Here is a 20,165-nt window from a genome sequence, read left to right on the forward strand (position 1 = left end):
CGGTTGAATTAGCGATCAAAACAGGGCGCGTATCCTAGCCTAACAGCCCGGATAACAACACCATCAATTCCCGTATCTGGATCCTAGTCGACCCCGATCCAGTCCACCATCAGCTGCAGACTGCGCTGGCCACGAAACTCGTTCACATCCAGCCGATAGACCAGACGAACCTTCTGCACCGATTCGTCGGGCCAGACCAGAGTATCCACGTTGAACGCAATCCCATCCAGTGCCAGGGTACCGCCTTCCGGCATCACTACCAGCTTGAGGTGACGCTGACCGACGATGCGCTGCTGCAGCAGGTGGAAACGCCCTTCGAACAGCGGCTCGGGGAACTGATGCCCCCAGGGGCCGGCATTGCGCAACGCTTCCGCCAGCTCCATGCTGAATGCGGCCTCCGGCAGCTCGCCGTCGGTGAGGATCCGCTGGGTCAGATCATCCGCTTCAAGCTGACGACGCACTTCGGCATCAAAGGCATCGCTGAAGGCAGCCAGGTCCTCGGCAGCGATGGTCAGCCCTGCCGCCATGGCGTGACCGCCGAACTTCTTCAGCAGCCCCGGGTGTTTCGCCGCCACGGCATCGAGACCGTCACGGATATGGAAACCGTTGATGGAACGTGCCGAGCCCTTGATCTCACCCTCGTCACCGGGGGCGAAGGCGATTACCGGGCGATGCACCCGCTCCTTGATGCGCGAGGCGAGAATACCGATCACGCCCTGGTGCCAGTACTCGTCATACAGGCAAAGACCAAACGGCAGCTCGCGGTCGTTGAGGCTGAGCTGACCAAGCAGCTCCAATGCCTGCTGTTGCATCTCCTGCTCGATGCCGCGTCGTTCCTTGTTCAGCTCATCGAGTTCCCGCGCCATGGTCAGTGCCCGGTCGTAGTTCTCTTCCAGCAGACACTCGATACCGATCGACATGTCTTCCAGACGACCGGCGGCATTGAGCCGCGGTGCGATGGCAAAGCCGAGGTCGCTGGCCACCAGACGATCGCGACGGCGACCTGAGACCTCGATCAGCGCCAGCAGGCCGGGACGCGCCTGACCGGCACGGATGCGCTGCAACCCCTGCCAGACCAGCGCCCGGTTATTGCGTTCCAGCGGCACCACGTCGGCCACGGTACCCAGCGCTACCAGGTCCAGCAGGGCCGCAAGATTGGGTGGCTGGCCGTTGAACCAGCCACGCTCATTCAGCGCCCGGCGCAGGGCGATCAGCACATAGAAGATCACCCCGACACCACAGGTGGACTTGGCAATGAAGTCACAACCGGGCTGGTTCGGGTTGACGATGGCGCAGGCCTCGGGCAACTCGGCACCAGCCAAATGGTGATCGGTGACGATGACATCGATGCCTAACGCCTTGGCCCGCTCTACACCCTCGATACTGGAAATACCGTTGTCCACGGTGATCAGCAGATCCGGCGATGCCTGGGCCGCCACGTCGACGATCTCCGGGCTGAGGCCGTAACCGTACTCGAAGCGATTGGGCACCAGGTAATCCACCTCGGCAGCACCAAGCATGCGCAAGCCCAGCAGGGCCACGCTGGTGCTGGTGGCACCGTCGCAGTCGAAGTCACCGACAATGAGCATTTTCTGGCGCTGCTCGAACGCGGTCAGCAGGCGCTCCACGGCCGCGGGGATGCCCTTCATCTGGCTGTCCGGCAGCAATTCCTGCAGCCGGCGTCCCAGCTGTTCGGGATCATCGATGCCGCGGGCAGCATAGACACGGGCCAGCACCGGGTCGAGACCGGTCAGTCCCGGTTGGGCAGGGTCGACCAGCAGCGGCCGCTGTTCAATGATGGGGTCGGATACACTCATGCGGGACAGTCCGGCTGATGACAACGGGCAAGGAAAGGGTGTAACGGGAGCATGGCGGGCCTGCAGAGTGCAGGCCCGCCGGAACGGCCAGAGGCCGTCAGGGATCAGTCGCGGTGCACGTGGCTGGCGACGAACTCCTGTACCTGGGACAGGTCATTGGCCAGCACTTCGTATCGTTCTTCACGCTCGAACAGGTCCGCCATGTGTGCCGGCAGCTGCGGCGATTCCAGACCAGCCTTGACGACCGGCTCCGGGAACTTGACCGGGTGCGCGGTGGCCAGGGTGATCATCGGCACCGACTTGTCGCGCCAGCACTCACGCGCCGCCTTGACGCCGATCGCGGTGTGCGGGTCAAGCAGATAGCCGGTTTCGGCGTGCACGTCCTTGATCACTTCACAGGTGGTGTCGTCGTTGACCGCGTAACTGTCGAACAGCTCACGTACCTGCTCCCACTGCGCCGGATCCAGCTGTACGGATTCGGTCTTGAAGCGTGCCATCAGGTCATCGATAGCGGCACCGTCACGGCCGTAGACGTCGAACAGCAGACGTTCGAAGTTGGAGCTGACCATGATGTCCATGGACGGTGACAGGGTATGCACCAGGTCGCCCTTGGACATGTCGTTGCCGCTGATCACGCGGTGCAGGATGTCGTTGCGGTTGGTGGCAACCACCAGCTGCTCGATCGGCAGGCCCATCTGCTTGGCCAGGTAACCGGCGAAGATGTCGCCGAAGTTGCCGGTCGGCACGGAAAAGGATACCGGACGGTGCGGGCCACCCACGGCCAGTGAAGCCGAGAAGTAGTAGACGATCTGGGCCATGATGCGTGCCCAGTTGATCGAGTTCACCGCACCCAGCTTGAGGCCCTTGAGGAAGCCCTGATCGGCGAAGCTGTCCTTGACCATCTGCTGGCAGTCATCGAAGTTGCCTTCCAGCGCGATGTTGAACACGTTGTCTTCCAGGATGCTGGTCATCTGACGACGCTGCACGTCGGAGACACGCTGGTACGGGTGCAGGATGAAGATATCCAGGTGGTCGGAGTGACGGCAACCTTCGATAGCCGCGGAGCCGGTATCCCCGGAGGTGGCACCCAGGATCACCAGGCGCTCGCCACGCTCGGCCAGCACATGGTCCATCAGGCGGCCCAGCAGCTGCAGGGCGAAGTCCTTGAACGCCAGGGTCGGGCCGTGGAACAGTTCCAGCACCCATTCGTTGGTGCCCAGTTCCTTCAGCGGTGCCACGGCGCTGTGGTTGAAGCCGGCATAGGTCTCGTCGATCATGCGCTTGAGATCGGCTTCGCCGATGCAGTCGTCAACGAACGGCTTGATCACCTTGAACGCCAGCTCGGCGTAGGACAGACCCGCCCAGGAGGCGATCTCTTCCTTGGAGAAGGTGGGCAGGGTTTCCGGCACGTACAGGCCACCGTCACTGGCCAGACCGGCCAGCAGCACGTCAGCGAATTTCAGTTTCGGCGCCTGGCCGCGAGTAGAGATGTAGTTCATTGCACTTCCTTCCTCAAATCGGGCTCAGTCAGCCAGCTGCTCAACACGAATACGGACGATCTCGCCGAGGATATCCGGCAGCGCCTCGATCTCGCGGATCGCTTCGTTCATCATCCGCTCTTCCACACGCTGGGTCAGCATGATCACCGGTACCTGTGCTTCGGTGGTCTGCTTCTGGATGATCGCTTCGATATTGATACCCTTTTCGCCCAGGATGCGGGTCACGTGAGCCAGCACGCCCGGACGCTCAACCGCCTGCAGGCGCAGGTAGTAGGCACTGGTGGTCTCGTCCACCGGCAGCACCGGCGCGTCGGACAGCGCGGACGGCTGGAACGCCAGATGCGGTACACGATTGTCGCGGTCGGCGGTCAGGGTGCGCACCACATCGACGATATCGGCCACCACGGCAGAAGCCGTCGCTTCGGCACCGGCGCCGGCACCGTAGTACAGGGTCTGGCCGACGGCATCGCCGTCTACCAGTACGGCATTCATGACACCGTTGACGTTGGCCAACAGCGCGTCTTTCGGGATCAGCGTCGGGTGTACGCGCAGCTCAATACCCTTGTCGGTACGGCGGGTGATGCCCAGGTGCTTGACGCGATAGCCCAGCTCTTCGGCGTACTCGATATCCTGCGGGGTGATCTTGCTGATGCCTTCGGTGTAGCCCTTGCTGAACTGCAGCGGGATACCGAACGCCAGTGAGGACAGGATGGTCAGCTTGTGCGCGGCATCGATGCCTTCGACGTCGAAGGTCGGATCGGCTTCGGCATAGCCCAGCGCCTGGGCTTCCTGCAGCACGTCGGCGAACTCGCGGCCCTTCTCACGCATCTCGGTCATGATGAAGTTGCCGGTACCGTTGATGATGCCGGCCAGCCAGTTGATCTGGTTGGCAGCCAGGCCTTCACGGATCGCCTTGATGATCGGGATACCGCCCGCCACGGATGCTTCGAAAGCGACCATGACGTTCTTTTCCTGCGCCGCTTCGAAGATCTCGTTGCCGTGCACGGCGATCAGCGCCTTGTTGGCCGTGACCACATGCTTGCCGTTCTCGATCGCCGTCATCACCAGGTCACGCGCGGTGTCGTAACCGCCGATCAGTTCAACGACGATGTCGATCTCGGGGTTGGTTGCCACCTCGAAGATATCCGTGGTTGTCTGCATGCCGCTGGTGTCACAGGCAGGGTTTTCACGGCGCATCGCAATCTGTTCAATCACGATATGACGCCCGGCGCGCCGGGAAATCTCCTCTGCATTTCGCGTCAGGACATTGAAGGTACCGCCACCGACGGTTCCCAGACCACAGATCCCTACTTTTACAGGTTTCAAGCCTACACCTCGCAGATAGTTCGTCGCAGATAGTTCGGTCAGATCAGTCACCGCCGGACAGGCGGTCAAAAAATGGGCTCCATTATAGCGAAAAGGCGGGTCATACACTATGTATGCCCGCCTTCGTCGTCACGGATTAACCCGTGTTGATCAGTTCAGTTTCAGAATCTGCTGCAGTCGTGCCGCCGGCATGTAACCCGGCAACAGCGTACCATCATCCGTGATCAGCGCCGGGGTGCCGGTCACACCCAGCTTCTGCCCCAGCATGTACTGGTCAAGCACCGGGTTATCACAGGTCTCGTCGTCCAGACGCTCACCGCCCTTGATCTCATCCATCCGCTCGCGGCGCCCTTCCTCAGTCGCGCACCAGATCGTCTGCATCTTCTTGTGGGCCGGAGAGCCCGGACCGCCACGCGGGAAGGCCAGGTAGTTCACCTGCACACCCATCTTGTTCAGTGCCGGCACTTCTTCATGCAGCTTGCGGCAGTAGGGGCAGTCCACATCGGTAAACACATAGAGACTGGCCTTGACCGGACCTTCGGGCTTGTACACCACCATGTCGGACTCATCCAGCGCCTGCATGGCGGCCTGGCGTGCCACATTGCGTTTCTGCTCGGTCAGGTTGACCAGTCCCTGCTCCTGATCGACCTTGAACAGCTGACCGGCCAGCAGGTACTCGCCGTTCATATCGGCATACAGGGTTTCGCCACTGCTGAGCATCACCTCATACAGACCGGCCACAGGTGCCGGCTCGATGCTCTGCACCTGCAGCCGGCTGTCGACCTGGTTCAGTTGCTGGCGGATTTTCTCTTCGGCACTGTCGGCTGCCCAGACAGAACCTGTCAGGACCAGCATCAGTGCCGATGTCAGGGTGGTAGATCGCATGAGAGCCTCGGTAAAAAAATCAGGTTATACGCCTGTGATCCGTACAGGCCATTTTAGTTCCTAGCCACGCGGATGGTGCTCACGATGCAGCGACTGCAGACGATGACTGGCCACGTGGGTGTAGATCTGTGTCGTTGACAGGTCGCTGTGCCCCAACAGCATCTGCACCACGCGCAGATCGGCCCCGTGATTGAGCAGATGGGTGGCGAAGGCATGGCGCAATACATGAGGTGACAGCGGCTTGTCGATACCGCTTTCGATGGCGTAGCGTTTGACACGATACCAGAAAGTCTGCCGGGTCATCATCTGCCCGCGTTGACTCAGAAACAGCGTTTCCTCGCGCGCATCACGCACCAGCGCCGGTCGAGCCTCATGAAGATAGCGCTGCACCCAGCGCAGGGCTTCGTCTCCCACCGGCACCAGCCGCTCCTTGTCGCCCTTGCCGACGACGCGGATGACACCGATGCGCTGGTTGATCTGTTCCAGTTGAAGGGCGATCAACTCACTGACCCTGAGCCCCGTCGCATACAGCAGCTCCAGCATGCAGCGATCACGCAGCCCCAGCAGATCCGCTGTATCGGGCGCTGCCAGCAGACTTTCCACGTCCTGCTCGGTCAGGGTTTTCGGCAGTGGCCGACCACTGCGTGGATTATCCAGATTAAGCGTAGGGTCACGATCGATCCGACCCTCGCGCAGCAGGTAGCGATAGAAGCCGCGCAGGCAGGAGAGCAGACGGGAAGTTGAACTGCTCTTGAGCTGCTGCTCCAGACGCCAGTTCAGGTACTGCTGTAGTTCGGCACGATCAGCCTGCAGCAAGCCAAGCTGTTGCTGATTCAACCAGAGTGCATACTGACGCAGATCGCGACGATAGGAGGCCAGCGAATTTTCACTCAGGCCCTTTTCCAGCCAGAGCATATTGACCCAGGTTTCAATCAGCTCGACATCCGTCGCCTGTGGCTGCCGAGCTGAACGACGCCGGTCTTCGCTCAACGATAAACCTCAACCTGCTGGATTCGCTTGTACTCCAGCGGATATTCGGCCATCCCCTGACGCAGGCGCTGCAGCACCCGCACGCCTTGCTGATCGACGGCCACCAGGCGCCCCTCTACATCATTGCCAAAGTAGGTGAAGATACGCACATTGGCACCGATATGGGATTCCAGCTGTCCAACCGGAGTCGCACGAAAACGCTTGGCAACCGGCTTCGCTGGCTTGCTCACCCGGGCCGACGTAACACTCGCCACTGCGCCTTCAGTCGTATCTTCGGCTGTGTTTTCGACCTGGCTTTCAGACACTGCCTCGGCAACTTCCGAGCCCTGTTCAAGCGGCATCTGTTCGCGCTCCCGTGCCACCTGACTGCCACTGCTGGCCAGAGCAAACTGCATCGCCAGCTCATCCCATTTAATACCATCGAGGTTCAAGGGCGCATCATTCACCTTGACGGTCGGGTTGAGCTTCTCAATCAGATACTGCGGATCCTGCATCATCATCAGTTCGGCCGAGCCGAAACCGCCAACGGGATTCATCGCCATCGTCAAAGTAGCGCCATCCTGCTGAAGCTCCTTGTATGCCGGCAGCCAGCCGTGCGGCAACTCAATGGCATTGACCTCCAGCCAACGCTGGAACAGCTCCAGATGGTGAGCGTGATAGTCAGCCGGACGCATTTCGGCTTCACGGGCACAGAGGTTGACCCGGCGCTGGTTGTAGCCACGGTCGCGGTAGTCGACCACCAGCTTGTTCAGGCGCGCACTGCCAGTCGCCATCATCGGGTTTTTCAGCTGCGCCGGGTCGGCACTGAACACAAGCTCCATGCGAGTATCGGCCAACTTGTCGATATCCACCTGAGCTTCGAAGCTGATCTTGCGCGCGTTTTCGTCGCCACGGTAGTGCAGGTCCACATCCATCAGCAGATCACGATACCCCATCATCCGAGTCGTATTGACATCGAACTGGCGAATGGAGCCACAACCCAGCGCCGAAGGGCTGACATAGAGCGGGTTGGCTTCGCGGGCCTGATCCATCTGCTTTTGCATGTCGTGGAACAGTGCGGACTCAAGGCTCTGCTCAACACGCTTGAGGCTGACGAACAATTCTTCGGGCGGCTCATCACTGCCGAAAACGAGATCCAGCGGGCTGCCGGTACGCACCCGAACCTGCTCGACCAATATCGGGGAGTGCACCTGATGCGGTGAAATGCTGAGCGCATTAACGCCCACGGTACCGTTCGGGTGTGCGTAGATTGCGCCATATTGCACGCTGGCGAATGGCGCCAGCTGCACAACCAGCTCATCAACCTTGCTTTTGACCTGATACCAATACACGCCGTATGCCGCTGCCGTTACCAGCACCAGAACCCCAAGCAATGTTCCCAGCTTGCGCATGCAACACCCCGCAATCCATTCAGTTGCTATTCAGAACGCCCAATTCTAGGAGGTGGCCGGCCAAATGGCGAGCATTCAGATCAACAAAAAAGGCAGCCACAAGGGCTGCCTCAGACTGCTGACAAAGTCCTCGCCCTGCGGCGGGGACTTCTTATAATAGGGCCATGCTAAAAGACAGAGCCCCCACCCAGTCCGAACTGGAGTTTGTCTGCATCGACGAACTCGTCCCCGCCGATCACCTGTTGCGCAAGATCGATAGGACCATCGATTTCAGCTTCATCCATGAGCTGGTCAAGGACCTCTACTGCAGTGACAACGGTCGACCGGCACTCGATCCAACCCTGCTGTTCAAGCTGTTGTTCCTGGGTTACCTGTATGGCGTGCGCAGTGAGCGCCAGTTGATCCGCGAAGTGCAGGTCAACGTCGCCTATCGCTGGTTTCTGGGCCTGAACCTTACCGACAAAGTGCCCGATGCCTCAACGTTGAGCCAGAATCGGCGCCGCCGTTTCAACGAGTCAGAGGTGTACCAGCAGATCTTCGATGAGATCGTGCTGCAGGCGATGCGCAAGAAGCTGGTATCCGGCAAGACTCTGTACACCGACTCCACCCATTTGAAGGCCAATGCCAACAAGAACAAGTGGGTCAAGACGCGTGCGGCCAGCTCAAGTCGAGACTATCTGAACGCATTGGATAAGGCGGTCGAGGAGGATCGCCTGGCCCATGGAAAAAAGCCCTTGCCGCCGCGCTCGAGCGAGCCCGAGACGCGGGAGATTAAGCAGAGCACCACCGATCCCGACAGCGGTTACATGGTGCGTGACGGCAAGCCCAAAGGCTTCTTCTACCTGGATCACCGCACCGTGGACGGCCTTTGCAACATCATCACCGATGTTCACCTGACGCCCGGCAATGTCCACGACAGCTTGCCTTACCTGGGGCGTCTGGATCGACAGAAGGAGCGCTTTGGTTTTGATATTCAGTCGGTGGGGCTGGATGCCGGCTACTTCACGGCGGGTATCTGCAAAGGGTTGGAGGATCGCCAGATCTACGGCGTCATCGGCTACCGGCGGCCGACCCACCGCAAGGGCTACTTCTACAAGCGGGAATACCACTACGATGCCGATCAGGATCGTTATACCTGCCCCGAGGGCGTCGCTCTGATCTACAAGACCACCGATCGCAACGGCTATCGGCACTACCGTTCAGACCCTGATCGCTGTTTGAGCTGTCCACAGCGCGAGCGTTGTACCGGCAACGCGAAAGGGGAAAAGACGCTGACGCGCCATGTCTGGGAGGACAGCAAGGAACGGATTGGCCAGCACCGCTTGAGCCTGGGAGGGCAATTTATCTATCAGCGCCGCAAGGAAACGGTGGAGCGAAGCTTTGCCGATGCCAAGGAGCTTCACGGTTACCGCTATGCCCGGTTCCGTGGGCTTAATCGCATGAAAGGGCAATGCCTGTTGGCGGCTGCCGCCCAGAATATCAAGAAAATAGCCCTGCTCACGGCCTAATCCGGGGCATGGCCTTCACTTCCCCCCCTCAAGCACTGCCCCGGCAAGGTGGCGAGTCTCCCGGTTTGGGTATCGCCCATACTCTATGCCCCCCCCCTCGAGCAAACGCGGTAGCAGACGGTTCAGAAAAACAAAACCCCGATCAAAATGACCGGGGTATGTCAGTACCCTGAGGCAGCCACAAGGGCTGCCTTTTTTTAAGCTGGTAAGGATTAACCTTAGCCGAGCTTCTCTTTGATACGTGCAGACTTACCGCTACGCTCACGCAGGTAGTACAGTTTGGCCTGACGAACATCACCGCGACGTTTCACTTCGATCTGCTCAACGGTCGGGCTGTAAGTCTGGAAAGTACGCTCAACGCCCACACCGTGGGAGATCTTGCGTACGGTGAAAGCAGAGTTCAGGCCGCGGTTACGCTTGCCCAGTACTACGCCTTCAAACGCCTGCAGACGGCTACGGCTGCCTTCTACTACGCGTACCTGTACCACTACAGTGTCGCCCGGTGCAAAAGCCGGGACTTCTTTGCTCATCTGTTCAGCTTCGATCTGCTGAATAATCAGGCTCTTGTTGCTCATTGCTCGCTCCTAGATATTGCTCCCGCCGGCCGCCCGGGCCTCGCGGATATATTCGCTTAACAACGTCTGCTGTTCCGGGTTCAAATCAATCTTGTCCAACAGGTCCGGGCGCCGCTCCCAGGTTCGCCCCAGTTGCTGCTTCAGGCGCCAGCGACGGATCTCGGCATGATTGCCACTGAGCAATACCGCCGGCACCCGCTGGCCATCCAGCTCTTCGGGACGGGTATAGTGTGGACAGTCGAGCAAACCTTCGAAGAAGGAGTCTTCCACTGCCGAGTCCTGATGCCCAAGAACCCCGGGCACCATACGCGCCACGGCATCGATCAGCACCATTGCCGGCAGTTCGCCGCCACTGAGGACAAAATCACCCAGCGACCACTCCTCGTCGACCTCACTCTGCAACAAACGCTCGTCGATGCCCTCGTAGCGACCCGCTACCAGGATCAACTTGTCGTTTGCCACCAGCTCACACACCCCGACCTGATCCAGGCGTCGCCCCTGCGGTGACAGATAAATCACCCGGGCACCTTCGCCTGCGGCCGTTCTGGCAGCATCGATCGCATCGCGCAGCGGCTGGACCTTCATCAACATGCCGGGGCCACCGCCGTAGGGGCGGTCATCCACGGTGCGATGTCGGTCATGCGTGAAATCGCGGGGATTCCAGCACTCCACATCGATCAAGCCATTGCGCACTGCCCGTCCGGTGACGCCGTAGCGGGTAACCGCTTCGAACATCTCCGGGAACAGGCTGACGATCCCGAACCACATGATTCAGAAATCCGGGTCCCAATCGACCCGCATCAACCCCGAATCAAGATCAATCTCTTTTACCACCTGATCAGGCAGCCAGGGAATCAATCGCTGTTGACGATCGATACTCTCGGCAGTGCCCTTGACCACCAGCACGTCGTTCGCGCCGGTTTCCATCAGATGGCTGACCCGACCCAGCAATACGCCGGATTCGGTGTATACCAACAGGTTTTCCAGCTGGCTCCAGTAATACTCACCGGTCTCCAGTTGCGGCAGTTCGGATTTGGGCACCTTGATTTCACGCCCGTTCCACAACCTGGCCTCTTCCGGAGTGTTCACACCGGCCAATTTGGCGATCAGACCTTTCCCGTGGCGCTTGCCAGCTTCCAGCTTGACCGGCGTCAGACGCCCGTCGCACTCCACCTGCCACGAGTTGTAGTTCAGTATGTTCTCCAACGGGTCGGTGTAAGAGTAGACCTTGATCCACCCCTTAACGCCGTAGGGAGACGTGAAACGACCCAGTACTACCAGATCTTCGCTGCTTTCACTGTTTACTGACACGGCCTGAATCCGACCTTACTCTGCTGCCTTGCGTGCTTCTTTGAGCAGCTGAGCAACACGCTCAGAAGTCTGAGCACCCTTGCCAACCCAGTACTCAACACGTTCCAGGTTGACGCGCAGACGCTCTTCCTGACCACGGGCTACCGGGTTGAAGAAGCCGACACGCTCAATAAAGCGGCCATCACGCGCATTGCGTGAATCAGCTACGGAGATGTGATAGAACGGACGCTTTTTAGCGCCACCACGAGACAAACGAATAGTGACCATGCGCTGGACCCCTTTATTTCGCTGGATGGGTTTTAGGATCGCCCATCGTTTAGTTGCTTCGCTTCCCCGGCCAAACTGCCCAGATAAACGAAGGCCAAATTAAACAGGGCGGCAATTTTACGTGAAACCGCCGCCCGTTGAAAGCAAAAGATCAGTTTTTAATCAGCCCAAACCGCATTACATGCGCGGGAAACCGCCACCGCCGCCCATGCCCGGCGGCATCATGCCTTTCATGCCGCGCGCCAGTTTGGCCATACCGGATTTGGAACCGAATTTTTTCATCATCTTGGCCATCTGCTTGTGCTGCTTGAGCAGACGGTTGACGTCCTGGATCTGGGTACCTGAACCCATGGCGATACGGCGCTTGCGCGAACCGCTGATGACATCCGGGTGACGACGTTCGTGTGGCGTCATCGAGTTGATGATGGTGCACATCTGCTGAATGCCCTTTTCCGCCTGAGCCGCCTGCGCGGCCTGTGCCATCTGGCCCATGCCCGGCAGCTTCTCCAGCATCGACATCATGCCGCCCATGTTCTGCATCTGCTGGATCTGCTCGCGGAAGTCCTCCAGGTCAAAGCCCTTGCCCTTGGTGATCTTCTTGGCGAATTTCTCCGCTTTCTGCTTGTCGATCTTGTGCTCGGCTTCCTCGATCAGCGACAGCACATCGCCCATACCGAGGATACGGGAGGCAACACGATCCGGGTGGAACGGCTCCAGCGCATCAGTCTTTTCGCCGACACCGAGGAACTTGATCGGCTTGCCGGTGATATGACGCACCGACAGGGCGGCACCACCACGGGCATCACCATCGGTCTTGGTCAGAATGACACCGGTCAGCGGCAGCACCTCATTGAAGGCACGCGCCGTGTTGGCGGCATCCTGACCGGTCATGGAGTCGACTACGAACAGGGTTTCCACCGGCTTGACCGAGGCGTGCAGGCGCTTGATCTCCTGCATCATGTCTTCATCGACATGGAGGCGGCCGGCGGTATCGAGGATCAGTACATCGAACGCCTTGACGCGGGCATGCTGAATCGCCGCCTCGGCAATATCGACCGGATCCTGGTCCGCCGTGGACGGGAAGAACTCGACGCCCACTTCACCGGCCAGGGTCTCCAGCTGGCGGATCGCCGCCGGACGGTAGATGTCGGCGGACACCACCAGCACCTTTTTCTTCTTGCGCTCTTTCAGGAAGCGCGCCAGCTTGGCCACGGAGGTGGTCTTACCCGCCCCCTGCAGGCCCGCCATCATCAGCACGGCCGGCGGCTGGGTGGCCAGGTCGAGTTCGGCGTTGGCCTCACCCATCACCTTGACCAGCTCTTCGTTGACGATCTTGACGAAGACCTGACCGGGGCTCAGGCTCTTGCTGACCTCCTGACCAACAGCCCGCTCCTTGACGCTGTTGATGAACGCTTTCACGACCGGCAGGGCCACGTCCGCTTCCAGCAGCGCCATGCGCACTTCACGCAGCGTGCTCTTGATGTTGTCTTCAGTCAGCTTTGCCTGACCGGTCACCGAGCGCAGCGTCTGCGTAAGCCGTTCTGTCAGATTATCAAACATCGAATACCTCTATCTGCCGGCGGCACCCTCCCGGCACCCGCCCTGTAAACGCTTTGGCGACATATTATACAGAACCCCCCGCCCCGGGGGCACCTATATTTCCTCCCCCCGGCATTTGTGCCACACTTAGCCGCCATTAAGGAGGATATGGATGCTGATCACCACGACGCTTATCGCCGCACTCTGCTATATCGTTGCAACCGCACTGCAATGGCGTCGCCTGTCGGCCGGCAATGAAGACCAACTGCGTCTGCCCATTCGCCTGCTGGGCCTGACCGGCTTTATGCTGCAGGGTTACAGCGTCTATATACTGCTGCACCAGCCGGGCGGCATCGACCTGAGTTTCTTCCCGGTCGGCGCGCTGATCGCCTGGGGCGTGGTCGGCATGGTACTGACCAGCAGCCTGCGCCAGCGCCTCGACAATCTGTTCATCGGCGTCTTCCCGCTGGCCGCACTGACCATGATTCTGGCGGCCTTCGTCCATACCGGCGCCACGCCCAAGCCCTATTCCGGTGGCTTGGTCGCCCATATCCTGCTGTCACTGCTAGCCTACAGCCTGTTCACCATCGCCACCGTACAGGCCGTTCTGCTGTCGCGTCAGGAAGTGGCTCTCAAGCAACACCACACCCGCGGTCTGGTCGCTTCTCTACCGCCGCTGCAGATGATGGAGCGGCTGCTGTTCGAAAGTCTCTGGGCCGGCTTCCTGCTGCTCAGCGCGGCCCTGATCACCGGTTTCCTGTTCGTCGACGACCTGTTCGCCCAGCACCTGATGCACAAGACCCTGCTGTCGCTCACTGCCTGGGTGGTCTATGCCGTGCTGTTGGCCGGGCGTCACTTCCTGGGCTGGCGCAGCCGGACCGCGGTACGCTGGACCCTGGGTGGTTTCGTGCTGTTGATGCTGGCCTTTTTCGGCTCCAAACTGGTGCTGGAACTGCTACTCAAGGCGTAGTCGGTGCGCTTGACAGCCCCCTACTCTGACCAGAAAATGAACGCCCCAATTCCAATTAAGGTTTTTGTCCCTTGGACGATGCGTCGATAAGCACACTGACCACCATCCTGGTCCTGCTGATTTTCTGTTCAGCTTTCTTTTCCAGCTCCGAAACCGGGATGATGTCCCTCAACCGTTACCGGTTGCGCCACCTGGTGAAAAACGGACACCGTGCCGCTCGCCAGGCCAACAGTCTGCTGGAACGCCCCGACCGCCTGATCGGCCTGATCCTGATCGGCAATAACTTCGTCAATATCCTGGCGTCCGCCATCGCCACCGTGATCGCCGTGCGCCTGTGGGGTGACGCCGGCATCATGATCGCCACCGCCGGCCTGACGCTGGTAATTCTGATTTTTGCCGAGGTATCGCCGAAAACCATGGCGGCATTGCACCCGGAAAAGATCGCTTTCCCGGCGTCCTATATCCTCAAACCGATGCTGAAACTGGCCTACCCGCTGGTGTGGATCATCAATGGCATCACCAACGGCTTCCTGCGCCTGTTCGGCGTCAACGTCAACGAAGCCGGCAACGAACACCTGAGCACCGAGGAGCTGCGCACCATCGTGCATGAAGCCGGCTCTCTGCTGCCGCACCGTAACCAGTCGATGCTGCTCGGCGTGCTGGAACTGAACGAAGTGACCGTCAACGACATCATGATCCCGCGTAACGAAGTGGAAGGGATCGACCTGGACCTGGAGATGGACCAGATCCTGGAGTTGCTGTCCAAGACCGGCCACACCCGCCTGCCGGTATACCGCGGCGATATCAACAACATCGTCGGCATTCTGCACATGCGCAACCTGGCCCAGCTGATCCAGCAGGGCAATGTCACCAAGCCGGCGATCATGCAGGTGGTGCATGAAGCCTACTTCGTGCCCGAAAGCACGCCGCTGCAGACCCAGCTGCTCAATTTCCAGAAACAGAGTCGACGTATCGGTGTCGTTGTGGACGAATACGGTGATATCGAGGGAATTGTCACCCTGGAAGATATTCTGGAAGAGATCGTCGGCGAGTTGTCCAACGACCAGGACGATATGAATCAGGACATCCATCCGCAGGAGGATGGCAGCTTCTTCATCGACGGCAGCGCCTATATCCGCGAGGTCAACAAGGCGCTGAACTGGCAGCTGCCCACCGATGGGCCGAAAACCCTGAACGGCCTGATCACCGAGATTCTGGAGTCGATTCCCAGCGCCAATGTCTGCCTGGAAGTGGCCGGCTACCGCATGGAAACCCTGCAGATCTGCGACAATCTGGTGAAGACCGTTCGCGTCATCAAGACTGCCAAGGCTCGCGAGAGCCTCTGACACCCACGCCAGACAAAAGCGCGCCGGTGGTAACACCGGCGCGGCTCGAGCTACACTGCCTCGCCCTGCTCCCGGCGTCTGATCAATGCCCAGACCGCTCGTTTTTCTTCATTGTTCATGCGTCCCCACTGGCTGATTTCCTTGCCGCTGCGATGACAGGCAATACAGATATCCCCGTCGCCCAGTGCACAGACACTGACGCAGGGGCTGGGAACAGGCTTTTCTTCAACAACATCAATCACGAGAGCTCTCCAGGTGTTCGGGGCGGGGGCGCATGGGTATATCAGCATCGAAGCCAACATTCAGCAGCTCGCTCAGGATATAGGCGGTCAGCCCCCAGATCACTTCGCCCTGCCAGGGCCAGGCGGGCACAAAACGGGTCTGGCCGGCGAATTCCAGCCGATCCATACGCCGGTTACCCGGCTCGAGCAGAAAGCTCAGCGGTACCCGGTAGATCTCGGCGATCTCCTCCGGGTTAGCCGCCAATGGCAACTCGGGTGCGATCACGCCCACCCAGGGGGTAACCTGGAGGTGATGCTTGGACACCACCTGCCCCAGGGATCCGATAATATCCACATGGCCGGGGCTCAGAGCGATCTCTTCCTCAGCCTCGCGCATTGCTGTTGCCAGCAGATCAATATCATCGGGGTCCCGCTTGCCGCCGGGAAAGGAAATCTCACCGCTGTGGGTAGACAGGTAAGGCGACCGCAGGGTCAGGATCACCTCGGGGTCGGCGCAGTCGGTCAGGGCCACCAGCACACCGGCTTCCCGGCCGCGGGTACGCAGGCGCCAGGGGCGGTGATGCTGCAGCCGGAGGCGAAGATGGTCTAGCATGAGCGATCCGGTTACATCTGATCCACCTATAATACCCCTGTCGCCGGACTGTCGCGAGCCTGCCCGAAGATGTCACAATATGCGACTAAGCCGAAGGCAGGATGAACAAGGAGCCAGGATGAATTACTGCAGCCGTTGCGGCTCCCCGGTAACCCTCAGGGTACCCACCGGAGACAACCGCGAGCGTCATGTCTGCGACCATTGCGGACAGATCCATTACCAGAACCCGCGCATCGTCGCCGGCTGCCTGCCGGTACATGGCGACAAGGTACTGCTCTGCCGCCGCGCGATCGAACCACGCTACGGCTACTGGACCCTGCCGGCCGGCTATATGGAAAACGGGGAAAGCACCGAGGACGCCGCACTGCGCGAGACCCTGGAAGAGGCCTGTGCCCGGGTCGAATTGCGCCAGCTGTATACGATGACCTCGATCATCCACGTCAACCAGGTCCAGCTGATCTATCTGGCCGATCTGCCCGAAGCCAGATTCGGCAGCAGCGAGGAAACCCTGGAAACCCGGCTGTTCAGTGAAGAGGAGATCCCCTGGGATCAACTGGCGTTCACCACTATCCGCAATGCCCTGCGCTTCTACTTCGCCGACCGGGCCGCCGCCGACCCCTCATTTCCGCTGCGCCACATCGCACTGAGCCCGGAACTGGACGAGCTGGTGCTGATCAACTGATCCCCAGCTGTTCGATCTCGCTACGGTAGCGACGGTAGTCCGGGCCATCGTGGTGGCTGTAGTTGAGGTTGCGGAACAGGCCGGTAAGCTTGACGAAGTGGTCGCGGACCGCCTCCTTGTCGGCAAACTCACGCGAGTCGTCGAGGCACTGCAGCAGCAGCGTGAACAGCTCCTGCTGACGCTCCACCGGCGTCGAGGCATCGACATCGTCGAAGGCGTCCTGCTGCAGATAGACCTGATCAAGACACTGCGCCTTCTGCCAGTCCAGATAATCCTCCAGTGTCACCCCCTCTTCACCGGTCACCTGCATCATCTGCTGTACCTGCTCACCCTGACGGATCAGTTCCAGCATCCGCTTGACGTTACCGCCCCATTGCGGCGACAGTTCGCGGCTGAACCATTCATCGAGCTGATCCAGATAACGTGACCAGGAGATCAGCGGGTCCACCGCCGGATAGGCTCGCTTGTAGGCTCGCTCGGCGCTGAGGCCGAGGAAGGTTTTCACTGTGCGCAGCGTGGACTGGGTCACCGGCTCCTCAAAGTTGCCGCCGGCTGGTGATACGGTGCCGATCAGGGTCAGACTGCCCTGTTCCCGGTCATTGGTCTCGACCAGGCCGGCACGCTCGTACAACGCCCGCACCGCCGAGTCCAGATAGGCCGGGAACGCCTCTTCGCCGGGAATCTCTTCCAGACGACCCGAGGTTTCACGCATCGCCTGGGCCCAGCGCGAGGTGGAGTCCGCGATCAGCAGCACGTTGTAGCCCATCTGGCGGTAATACTCACTGATGGTGATACCGGTGTAGATCGAGGCTTCACGCGCCGCCACCGGCATCGACGAGGTATTACAGATGATCACCGTGCGGTCCATCAGCGTGCCGCCCCTCGGGTCTGGCATGTTGGGAAACTCGGTGATGGTTTCGACCACCTCGCCGGCACGCTCGCCGCAGGCGACGATCACGACCATATCCACGTTGGAGTAACGCGAGATCAGCCCCTGCAGCACCGTTTTGCCGGCACCGAAGGGCCCGGGGATACAGGCGGTACCGCCCAGCGCCACCGGGAAGAAGGTGTCGATCAGGCGGATACTGGTCAGCATCGGCTGCTGCGGGAACAGGCGCTGGTTATAGCCCTCACGCAGCAGGTCACGGTTGACCGGTACTCGTACCGGCCAGCGTTGCTGCATGCTGACCTCGCGCTCCTCGCCGTTAGCCATGCGCAGACGCACTACCGGCGTGGTCACGGTAAAGCTGCCCTCCTGCACCCAGGTGACTTCCGCTTCACCGCGCAGGTTGAACGGCACCATGATCTTGTGACTGAAGCGGCTCTCCGGCACCCGGCCAAGCAGGTCGCCAGCCTTGACCCGCGCCCCGACCTTGACCACCGGCTGGAAGGACCATTTCTGCTGCTGGTCGATGCCGTCCACGTCGAGACCTCGCGGCAGGAAGAAACCGTGCTGACCGGCGATCAACTCCAGCGGATTCTGCAGGCCATCGTAAACCTGGCCCAGCAACCCGGGTCCCAGTGCCACCGACAGCATCTGACCGGTCTGCTCCACGGCATCCCCGATCGCCACGCCGCGGGTGGTCTCGAACACCTGCACGTCGGCCTCGCCGTGGCGCACCCTGAGCACCTCGGCCTGGAGTCGTTCCTGACGTTCACCATCATGACGCTGCGGGCAGATCAGCACCACTTCATTCTTGGTGACCGGGTAGTAATCGCCTTCGGCGTCACGCAGCATACGGATGCTGACGATATCATCACGGACACCGATTACACGGGCGGTCGGAGCGTTCGGGGTTGTCATCGGTTAGCCTCTGTTACCGGATCCATCCGGACCGGGTCAATCCAGACCGGGTCAATCCCGCTATCCGGCATGACGCCAGCCAGTGCGCGATCGACCAGTTGCGAAAAATGTTGTTGTGCCGCCTCGGCCTGCCAGCGCAGACGATATTCGGCGATGGACCAGCGCAGCCGGTAAGCGGCCACGGCGATCAGGGAAAAGGGGTGACTCTGCTCCAGCATGCGCAGCTTGCGCCAGAGACGGGCAAGAATCTGCTGTTCCAGCTCCACGCCCTGACCCTGCTTCAACTGGGCCAGCGACTCCACCAGCCAGGGATAACGACGCCCAAGGCCAAAGTCGGGCTGCTGCCAGTCACGGCGAATGATCCAGGTACGCTTGCCATAGCCCTCGAAACTGTCACCTTCATGCTGGCCCGCCAGGCGGTACCGCTGCGCCGCAATCAGGCTGCGCCACTCCAGGTTTTCCGCCAGCACGGCACGCAGCGGCTTGTAGGGAATCGCCGCCAGCTCCTGCTGCCAGTGCAACACCTCGTCCCGGTCGGAAAATGCCTCATCCCCGGTGCGCTCGCGCTGAAACAGGCGCAGCGCCCGTACCAGCAGCACTTGATCAGCCTCTGGCAGCATGCCCAGCCGGCGCTCCAGCTGCAGCACCGAAATCGGCAGTTCCTTGAGCTGCTCCAGCTTGACCGGCAACGCCGGCAGTGCCGGGATCAGGGTATAGTAGACCGACACTAGCGGATCACCCCCTCCAGGATGGCGCGGAAACGCGGCTGCAAGTGGCGCAGCAGCAGTTCCGCCAGTGCCCGATCGCTGAGATCGATCTCGGCATCGTCACCGTTGCAGCGAATGCGGATACCGCGCCCGTCGTGCAAGTCCAGCGTCACGCCCTCGCGCAACTGCAGATTCAGCTGCTCCTGCACGAACTGGCTCAGCTTGCCCTCGCGGTAGGCGTGCGGGTTACGACGCAGCTCTTCAAGGCCGACCACGCCGGCCGGCAGCAGGATTTCAACCTTCGGCATCGCGCACAGAGTGGCATCCTGGCAGGCCTGCATCACGACTTCATGGATCACCTCGCGAATGAAGACTTCGCTGTCAAGCTGCTCGCTGACCTGCAACCGAACCCGGTCGGCAAAGGTATGCGCCAGCTGCTCACGCAACTGCAGGTTCATGTCCCGGGCCGCCATTTTCAGTGCGTCCTCGCCGGCACGACGCAGGCGCTCGGCATCGTCCCTGGCGCGTTGGCGCAGGTTATCCGCCTCCTGGCGCGCCTGCTCCAGCAGCCAGTCGGCCCGGCGTTCGGCTTCCTCGACCAGATCAGCCGCTTCACGCTGCCCCTGCTCGACCCCTTGCTGCCGCAGCCGCTCGATCAGCGCTTCCACGCCCGAGGCTGCATGCTGTTTGGCCTGATCGCTCATCCTGCCTCCG

The 20,165-nt window shown here is 60.5% G+C and carries 20 protein-coding genes; 4 read left to right on the forward strand and 16 right to left on the reverse strand.

The features are described from left to right. Positions 1 to 83: 83 nt before the first annotated feature. From recJ to ABD013_RS12840, 6 genes are all read right to left on the reverse strand, one after another. Positions 84 to 1,817 carry a single-stranded-DNA-specific exonuclease RecJ gene (recJ, locus tag ABD013_RS12815; RefSeq protein WP_343806482.1) on the reverse strand — a complete coding sequence of 578 codons (1,734 nt, stop codon included), beginning with the start codon at positions 1,815 to 1,817 and terminating at the stop codon, positions 84 to 86. 104 nt (positions 1,818 to 1,921) lie between these two features. Then, positions 1,922 to 3,316, reverse strand: coding sequence for a threonine synthase (gene thrC, locus ABD013_RS12820; protein WP_343806484.1), 1,395 nt, complete (start codon positions 3,314 to 3,316; stop codon positions 1,922 to 1,924). Between the two features lie 24 nt (positions 3,317 to 3,340). Beyond that, entirely contained in the window at positions 3,341 to 4,642 is a 1,302-nt protein-coding gene (locus ABD013_RS12825; RefSeq protein ID WP_343806486.1) for a homoserine dehydrogenase, read from the reverse strand. A gap of 150 nt (positions 4,643 to 4,792) precedes the next feature. Continuing rightward, positions 4,793 to 5,527, reverse strand: a complete 735-nt coding sequence (locus ABD013_RS12830; RefSeq protein ID WP_343806488.1) for a DsbC family protein — start codon at positions 5,525 to 5,527, stop codon at positions 4,793 to 4,795. 60 nt (positions 5,528 to 5,587) lie between these two features. After that, entirely contained in the window at positions 5,588 to 6,517 is a 930-nt protein-coding gene (xerD, locus tag ABD013_RS12835; RefSeq protein WP_425543409.1) for a site-specific tyrosine recombinase XerD, read from the reverse strand. Then, positions 6,514 to 7,908 carry a hypothetical protein gene (locus tag ABD013_RS12840; protein ID WP_343806490.1) on the reverse strand — a complete coding sequence of 465 codons (1,395 nt, stop codon included), beginning with the start codon at positions 7,906 to 7,908 and terminating at the stop codon, positions 6,514 to 6,516. Before ABD013_RS12840 ends, xerD begins: the two co-directional genes overlap by 4 nt. Before the next feature lie 164 nt (positions 7,909 to 8,072). Here ABD013_RS12840 and ABD013_RS12845 point away from each other — a divergent pair, with 164 nt between their 5' ends. Then, positions 8,073 to 9,416, forward strand: coding sequence for an IS1182 family transposase (locus tag ABD013_RS12845; protein WP_343806491.1), 1,344 nt, complete (start codon positions 8,073 to 8,075; stop codon positions 9,414 to 9,416). 218 nt (positions 9,417 to 9,634) lie between these two features. On the opposite strand, the gene rplS is transcribed toward ABD013_RS12845, so the two are convergent. The 5 genes from rplS to ffh all read right to left on the reverse strand — a co-directional run bounded on the left by rplS (position 9,635) and on the right by ffh (position 13,129). After that, positions 9,635 to 9,991: a 50S ribosomal protein L19 gene (gene rplS / locus ABD013_RS12850; RefSeq protein ID WP_217333830.1), complete on the reverse strand. Its 357-nt coding sequence runs from the start codon at positions 9,989 to 9,991 to the stop codon at positions 9,635 to 9,637. A gap of 9 nt (positions 9,992 to 10,000) precedes the next feature. Then, positions 10,001 to 10,759 carry a tRNA (guanosine(37)-N1)-methyltransferase TrmD gene (trmD, locus tag ABD013_RS12855; RefSeq protein WP_343806494.1) on the reverse strand — a complete coding sequence of 253 codons (759 nt, stop codon included), beginning with the start codon at positions 10,757 to 10,759 and terminating at the stop codon, positions 10,001 to 10,003. 3 nt (positions 10,760 to 10,762) lie between these two features. Further along, a complete protein-coding gene (gene rimM, locus ABD013_RS12860) occupies positions 10,763 to 11,302 on the reverse strand; it encodes a ribosome maturation factor RimM (RefSeq protein WP_343806496.1) in 540 nt (179 codons plus the stop codon). A 15-nt stretch (positions 11,303 to 11,317) separates the two neighbouring features. After that, positions 11,318 to 11,569 carry a 30S ribosomal protein S16 gene (gene rpsP / locus ABD013_RS12865; protein ID WP_343806498.1) on the reverse strand — a complete coding sequence of 84 codons (252 nt, stop codon included), beginning with the start codon at positions 11,567 to 11,569 and terminating at the stop codon, positions 11,318 to 11,320. A gap of 177 nt (positions 11,570 to 11,746) precedes the next feature. Continuing rightward, a complete protein-coding gene (ffh, locus tag ABD013_RS12870; protein ID WP_343806500.1) occupies positions 11,747 to 13,129 on the reverse strand; it encodes a signal recognition particle protein in 1,383 nt (460 codons plus the stop codon). 151 nt (positions 13,130 to 13,280) lie between these two features. On the opposite strand from ffh, the gene ABD013_RS12875 reads away from it, so the two are divergent. Together ABD013_RS12875 and ABD013_RS12880 are read left to right on the forward strand one after the other, a co-directional pair. Further along, positions 13,281 to 14,078, forward strand: coding sequence for a cytochrome C assembly family protein (locus ABD013_RS12875; protein ID WP_343806502.1), 798 nt, complete (start codon positions 13,281 to 13,283; stop codon positions 14,076 to 14,078). A 71-nt stretch (positions 14,079 to 14,149) separates the two neighbouring features. After that, positions 14,150 to 15,424: an HlyC/CorC family transporter gene (locus ABD013_RS12880; RefSeq protein WP_343806504.1), complete on the forward strand. Its 1,275-nt coding sequence runs from the start codon at positions 14,150 to 14,152 to the stop codon at positions 15,422 to 15,424. 50 nt (positions 15,425 to 15,474) lie between these two features. Here the strand turns inward: ABD013_RS12880 and ABD013_RS12885 are convergent, their stop codons facing one another. Then, positions 15,475 to 15,666 carry a DUF1289 domain-containing protein gene (locus ABD013_RS12885; RefSeq protein ID WP_425543410.1) on the reverse strand — a complete coding sequence of 64 codons (192 nt, stop codon included), beginning with the start codon at positions 15,664 to 15,666 and terminating at the stop codon, positions 15,475 to 15,477. After that, positions 15,659 to 16,258, reverse strand: a complete 600-nt coding sequence (locus ABD013_RS12890) for a CoA pyrophosphatase (RefSeq protein ID WP_343806506.1) — start codon at positions 16,256 to 16,258, stop codon at positions 15,659 to 15,661. Before ABD013_RS12890 ends, ABD013_RS12885 begins: the two co-directional genes overlap by 8 nt. Positions 16,259 to 16,376: 118 nt before the next feature. Here ABD013_RS12890 and ABD013_RS12895 point away from each other — a divergent pair, with 118 nt between their 5' ends. Further along, complete coding sequence (locus ABD013_RS12895) at positions 16,377 to 16,940, forward strand: NUDIX hydrolase (RefSeq protein WP_343806508.1); 564 nt, start codon at positions 16,377 to 16,379, stop codon at positions 16,938 to 16,940. Here ABD013_RS12895 and ABD013_RS12900 read toward each other — a convergent pair. The 3 genes from ABD013_RS12900 to ABD013_RS12910 are packed head-to-tail and all read right to left on the reverse strand — an operon-like array spanning position 16,933 to position 20,155. After that, positions 16,933 to 18,744 carry a V-type ATP synthase subunit A gene (locus tag ABD013_RS12900; protein WP_343806510.1) on the reverse strand — a complete coding sequence of 604 codons (1,812 nt, stop codon included), beginning with the start codon at positions 18,742 to 18,744 and terminating at the stop codon, positions 16,933 to 16,935. The genes ABD013_RS12895 and ABD013_RS12900 overlap by 8 nt on opposite strands. Beyond that, entirely contained in the window at positions 18,741 to 19,472 is a 732-nt protein-coding gene (locus tag ABD013_RS12905; protein ID WP_343806512.1) for a hypothetical protein, read from the reverse strand. Before ABD013_RS12905 ends, ABD013_RS12900 begins: the two co-directional genes overlap by 4 nt. Next, entirely contained in the window at positions 19,472 to 20,155 is a 684-nt protein-coding gene (locus ABD013_RS12910) for an ATPase (RefSeq protein WP_343806514.1), read from the reverse strand. The genes ABD013_RS12905 and ABD013_RS12910 overlap by 1 nt, the downstream gene beginning before the upstream one ends. Positions 20,156 to 20,165 lie beyond the last annotated feature (10 nt).

It is taken from the genome of Marinobacterium maritimum, assembly GCF_039523155.1.
GTDB lineage: Bacteria > Pseudomonadota > Gammaproteobacteria > Pseudomonadales > Balneatricaceae > Marinobacterium > Marinobacterium maritimum.

Coding starts and splice junctions, on each gene's coding strand:
- ABD013_RS12840 (WP_343806490.1), bottom strand. CDS start 7,908: ATGCGCAAGCTGGGAACATTGCTTGGGGTTCTGGTGCTGGTAACGGCA.
- ABD013_RS12830 (WP_343806488.1), bottom strand. CDS start 5,527: ATGCGATCTACCACCCTGACATCGGCACTGATGCTGGTCCTGACAGGT.
- rpsP (WP_343806498.1), bottom strand. CDS start 11,569: ATGGTCACTATTCGTTTGTCTCGTGGTGGCGCTAAAAAGCGTCCGTTC.
- ABD013_RS12875 (WP_343806502.1), top strand. CDS start 13,281: ATGCTGATCACCACGACGCTTATCGCCGCACTCTGCTATATCGTTGCA.
- trmD (WP_343806494.1), bottom strand. CDS start 10,759: ATGTGGTTCGGGATCGTCAGCCTGTTCCCGGAGATGTTCGAAGCGGTT.
- rplS (WP_217333830.1), bottom strand. CDS start 9,991: ATGAGCAACAAGAGCCTGATTATTCAGCAGATCGAAGCTGAACAGATG.
- ABD013_RS12845 (WP_343806491.1), top strand. CDS start 8,073: ATGCTAAAAGACAGAGCCCCCACCCAGTCCGAACTGGAGTTTGTCTGC.
- ABD013_RS12895 (WP_343806508.1), top strand. CDS start 16,377: ATGAATTACTGCAGCCGTTGCGGCTCCCCGGTAACCCTCAGGGTACCC.
- recJ (WP_343806482.1), bottom strand. CDS start 1,817: ATGAGTGTATCCGACCCCATCATTGAACAGCGGCCGCTGCTGGTCGAC.
- ABD013_RS12890 (WP_343806506.1), bottom strand. CDS start 16,258: ATGCTAGACCATCTTCGCCTCCGGCTGCAGCATCACCGCCCCTGGCGC.
- ffh (WP_343806500.1), bottom strand. CDS start 13,129: ATGTTTGATAATCTGACAGAACGGCTTACGCAGACGCTGCGCTCGGTG.
- thrC (WP_343806484.1), bottom strand. CDS start 3,316: ATGAACTACATCTCTACTCGCGGCCAGGCGCCGAAACTGAAATTCGCT.
- ABD013_RS12900 (WP_343806510.1), bottom strand. CDS start 18,744: ATGACAACCCCGAACGCTCCGACCGCCCGTGTAATCGGTGTCCGTGAT.
- ABD013_RS12910 (WP_343806514.1), bottom strand. CDS start 20,155: ATGAGCGATCAGGCCAAACAGCATGCAGCCTCGGGCGTGGAAGCGCTG.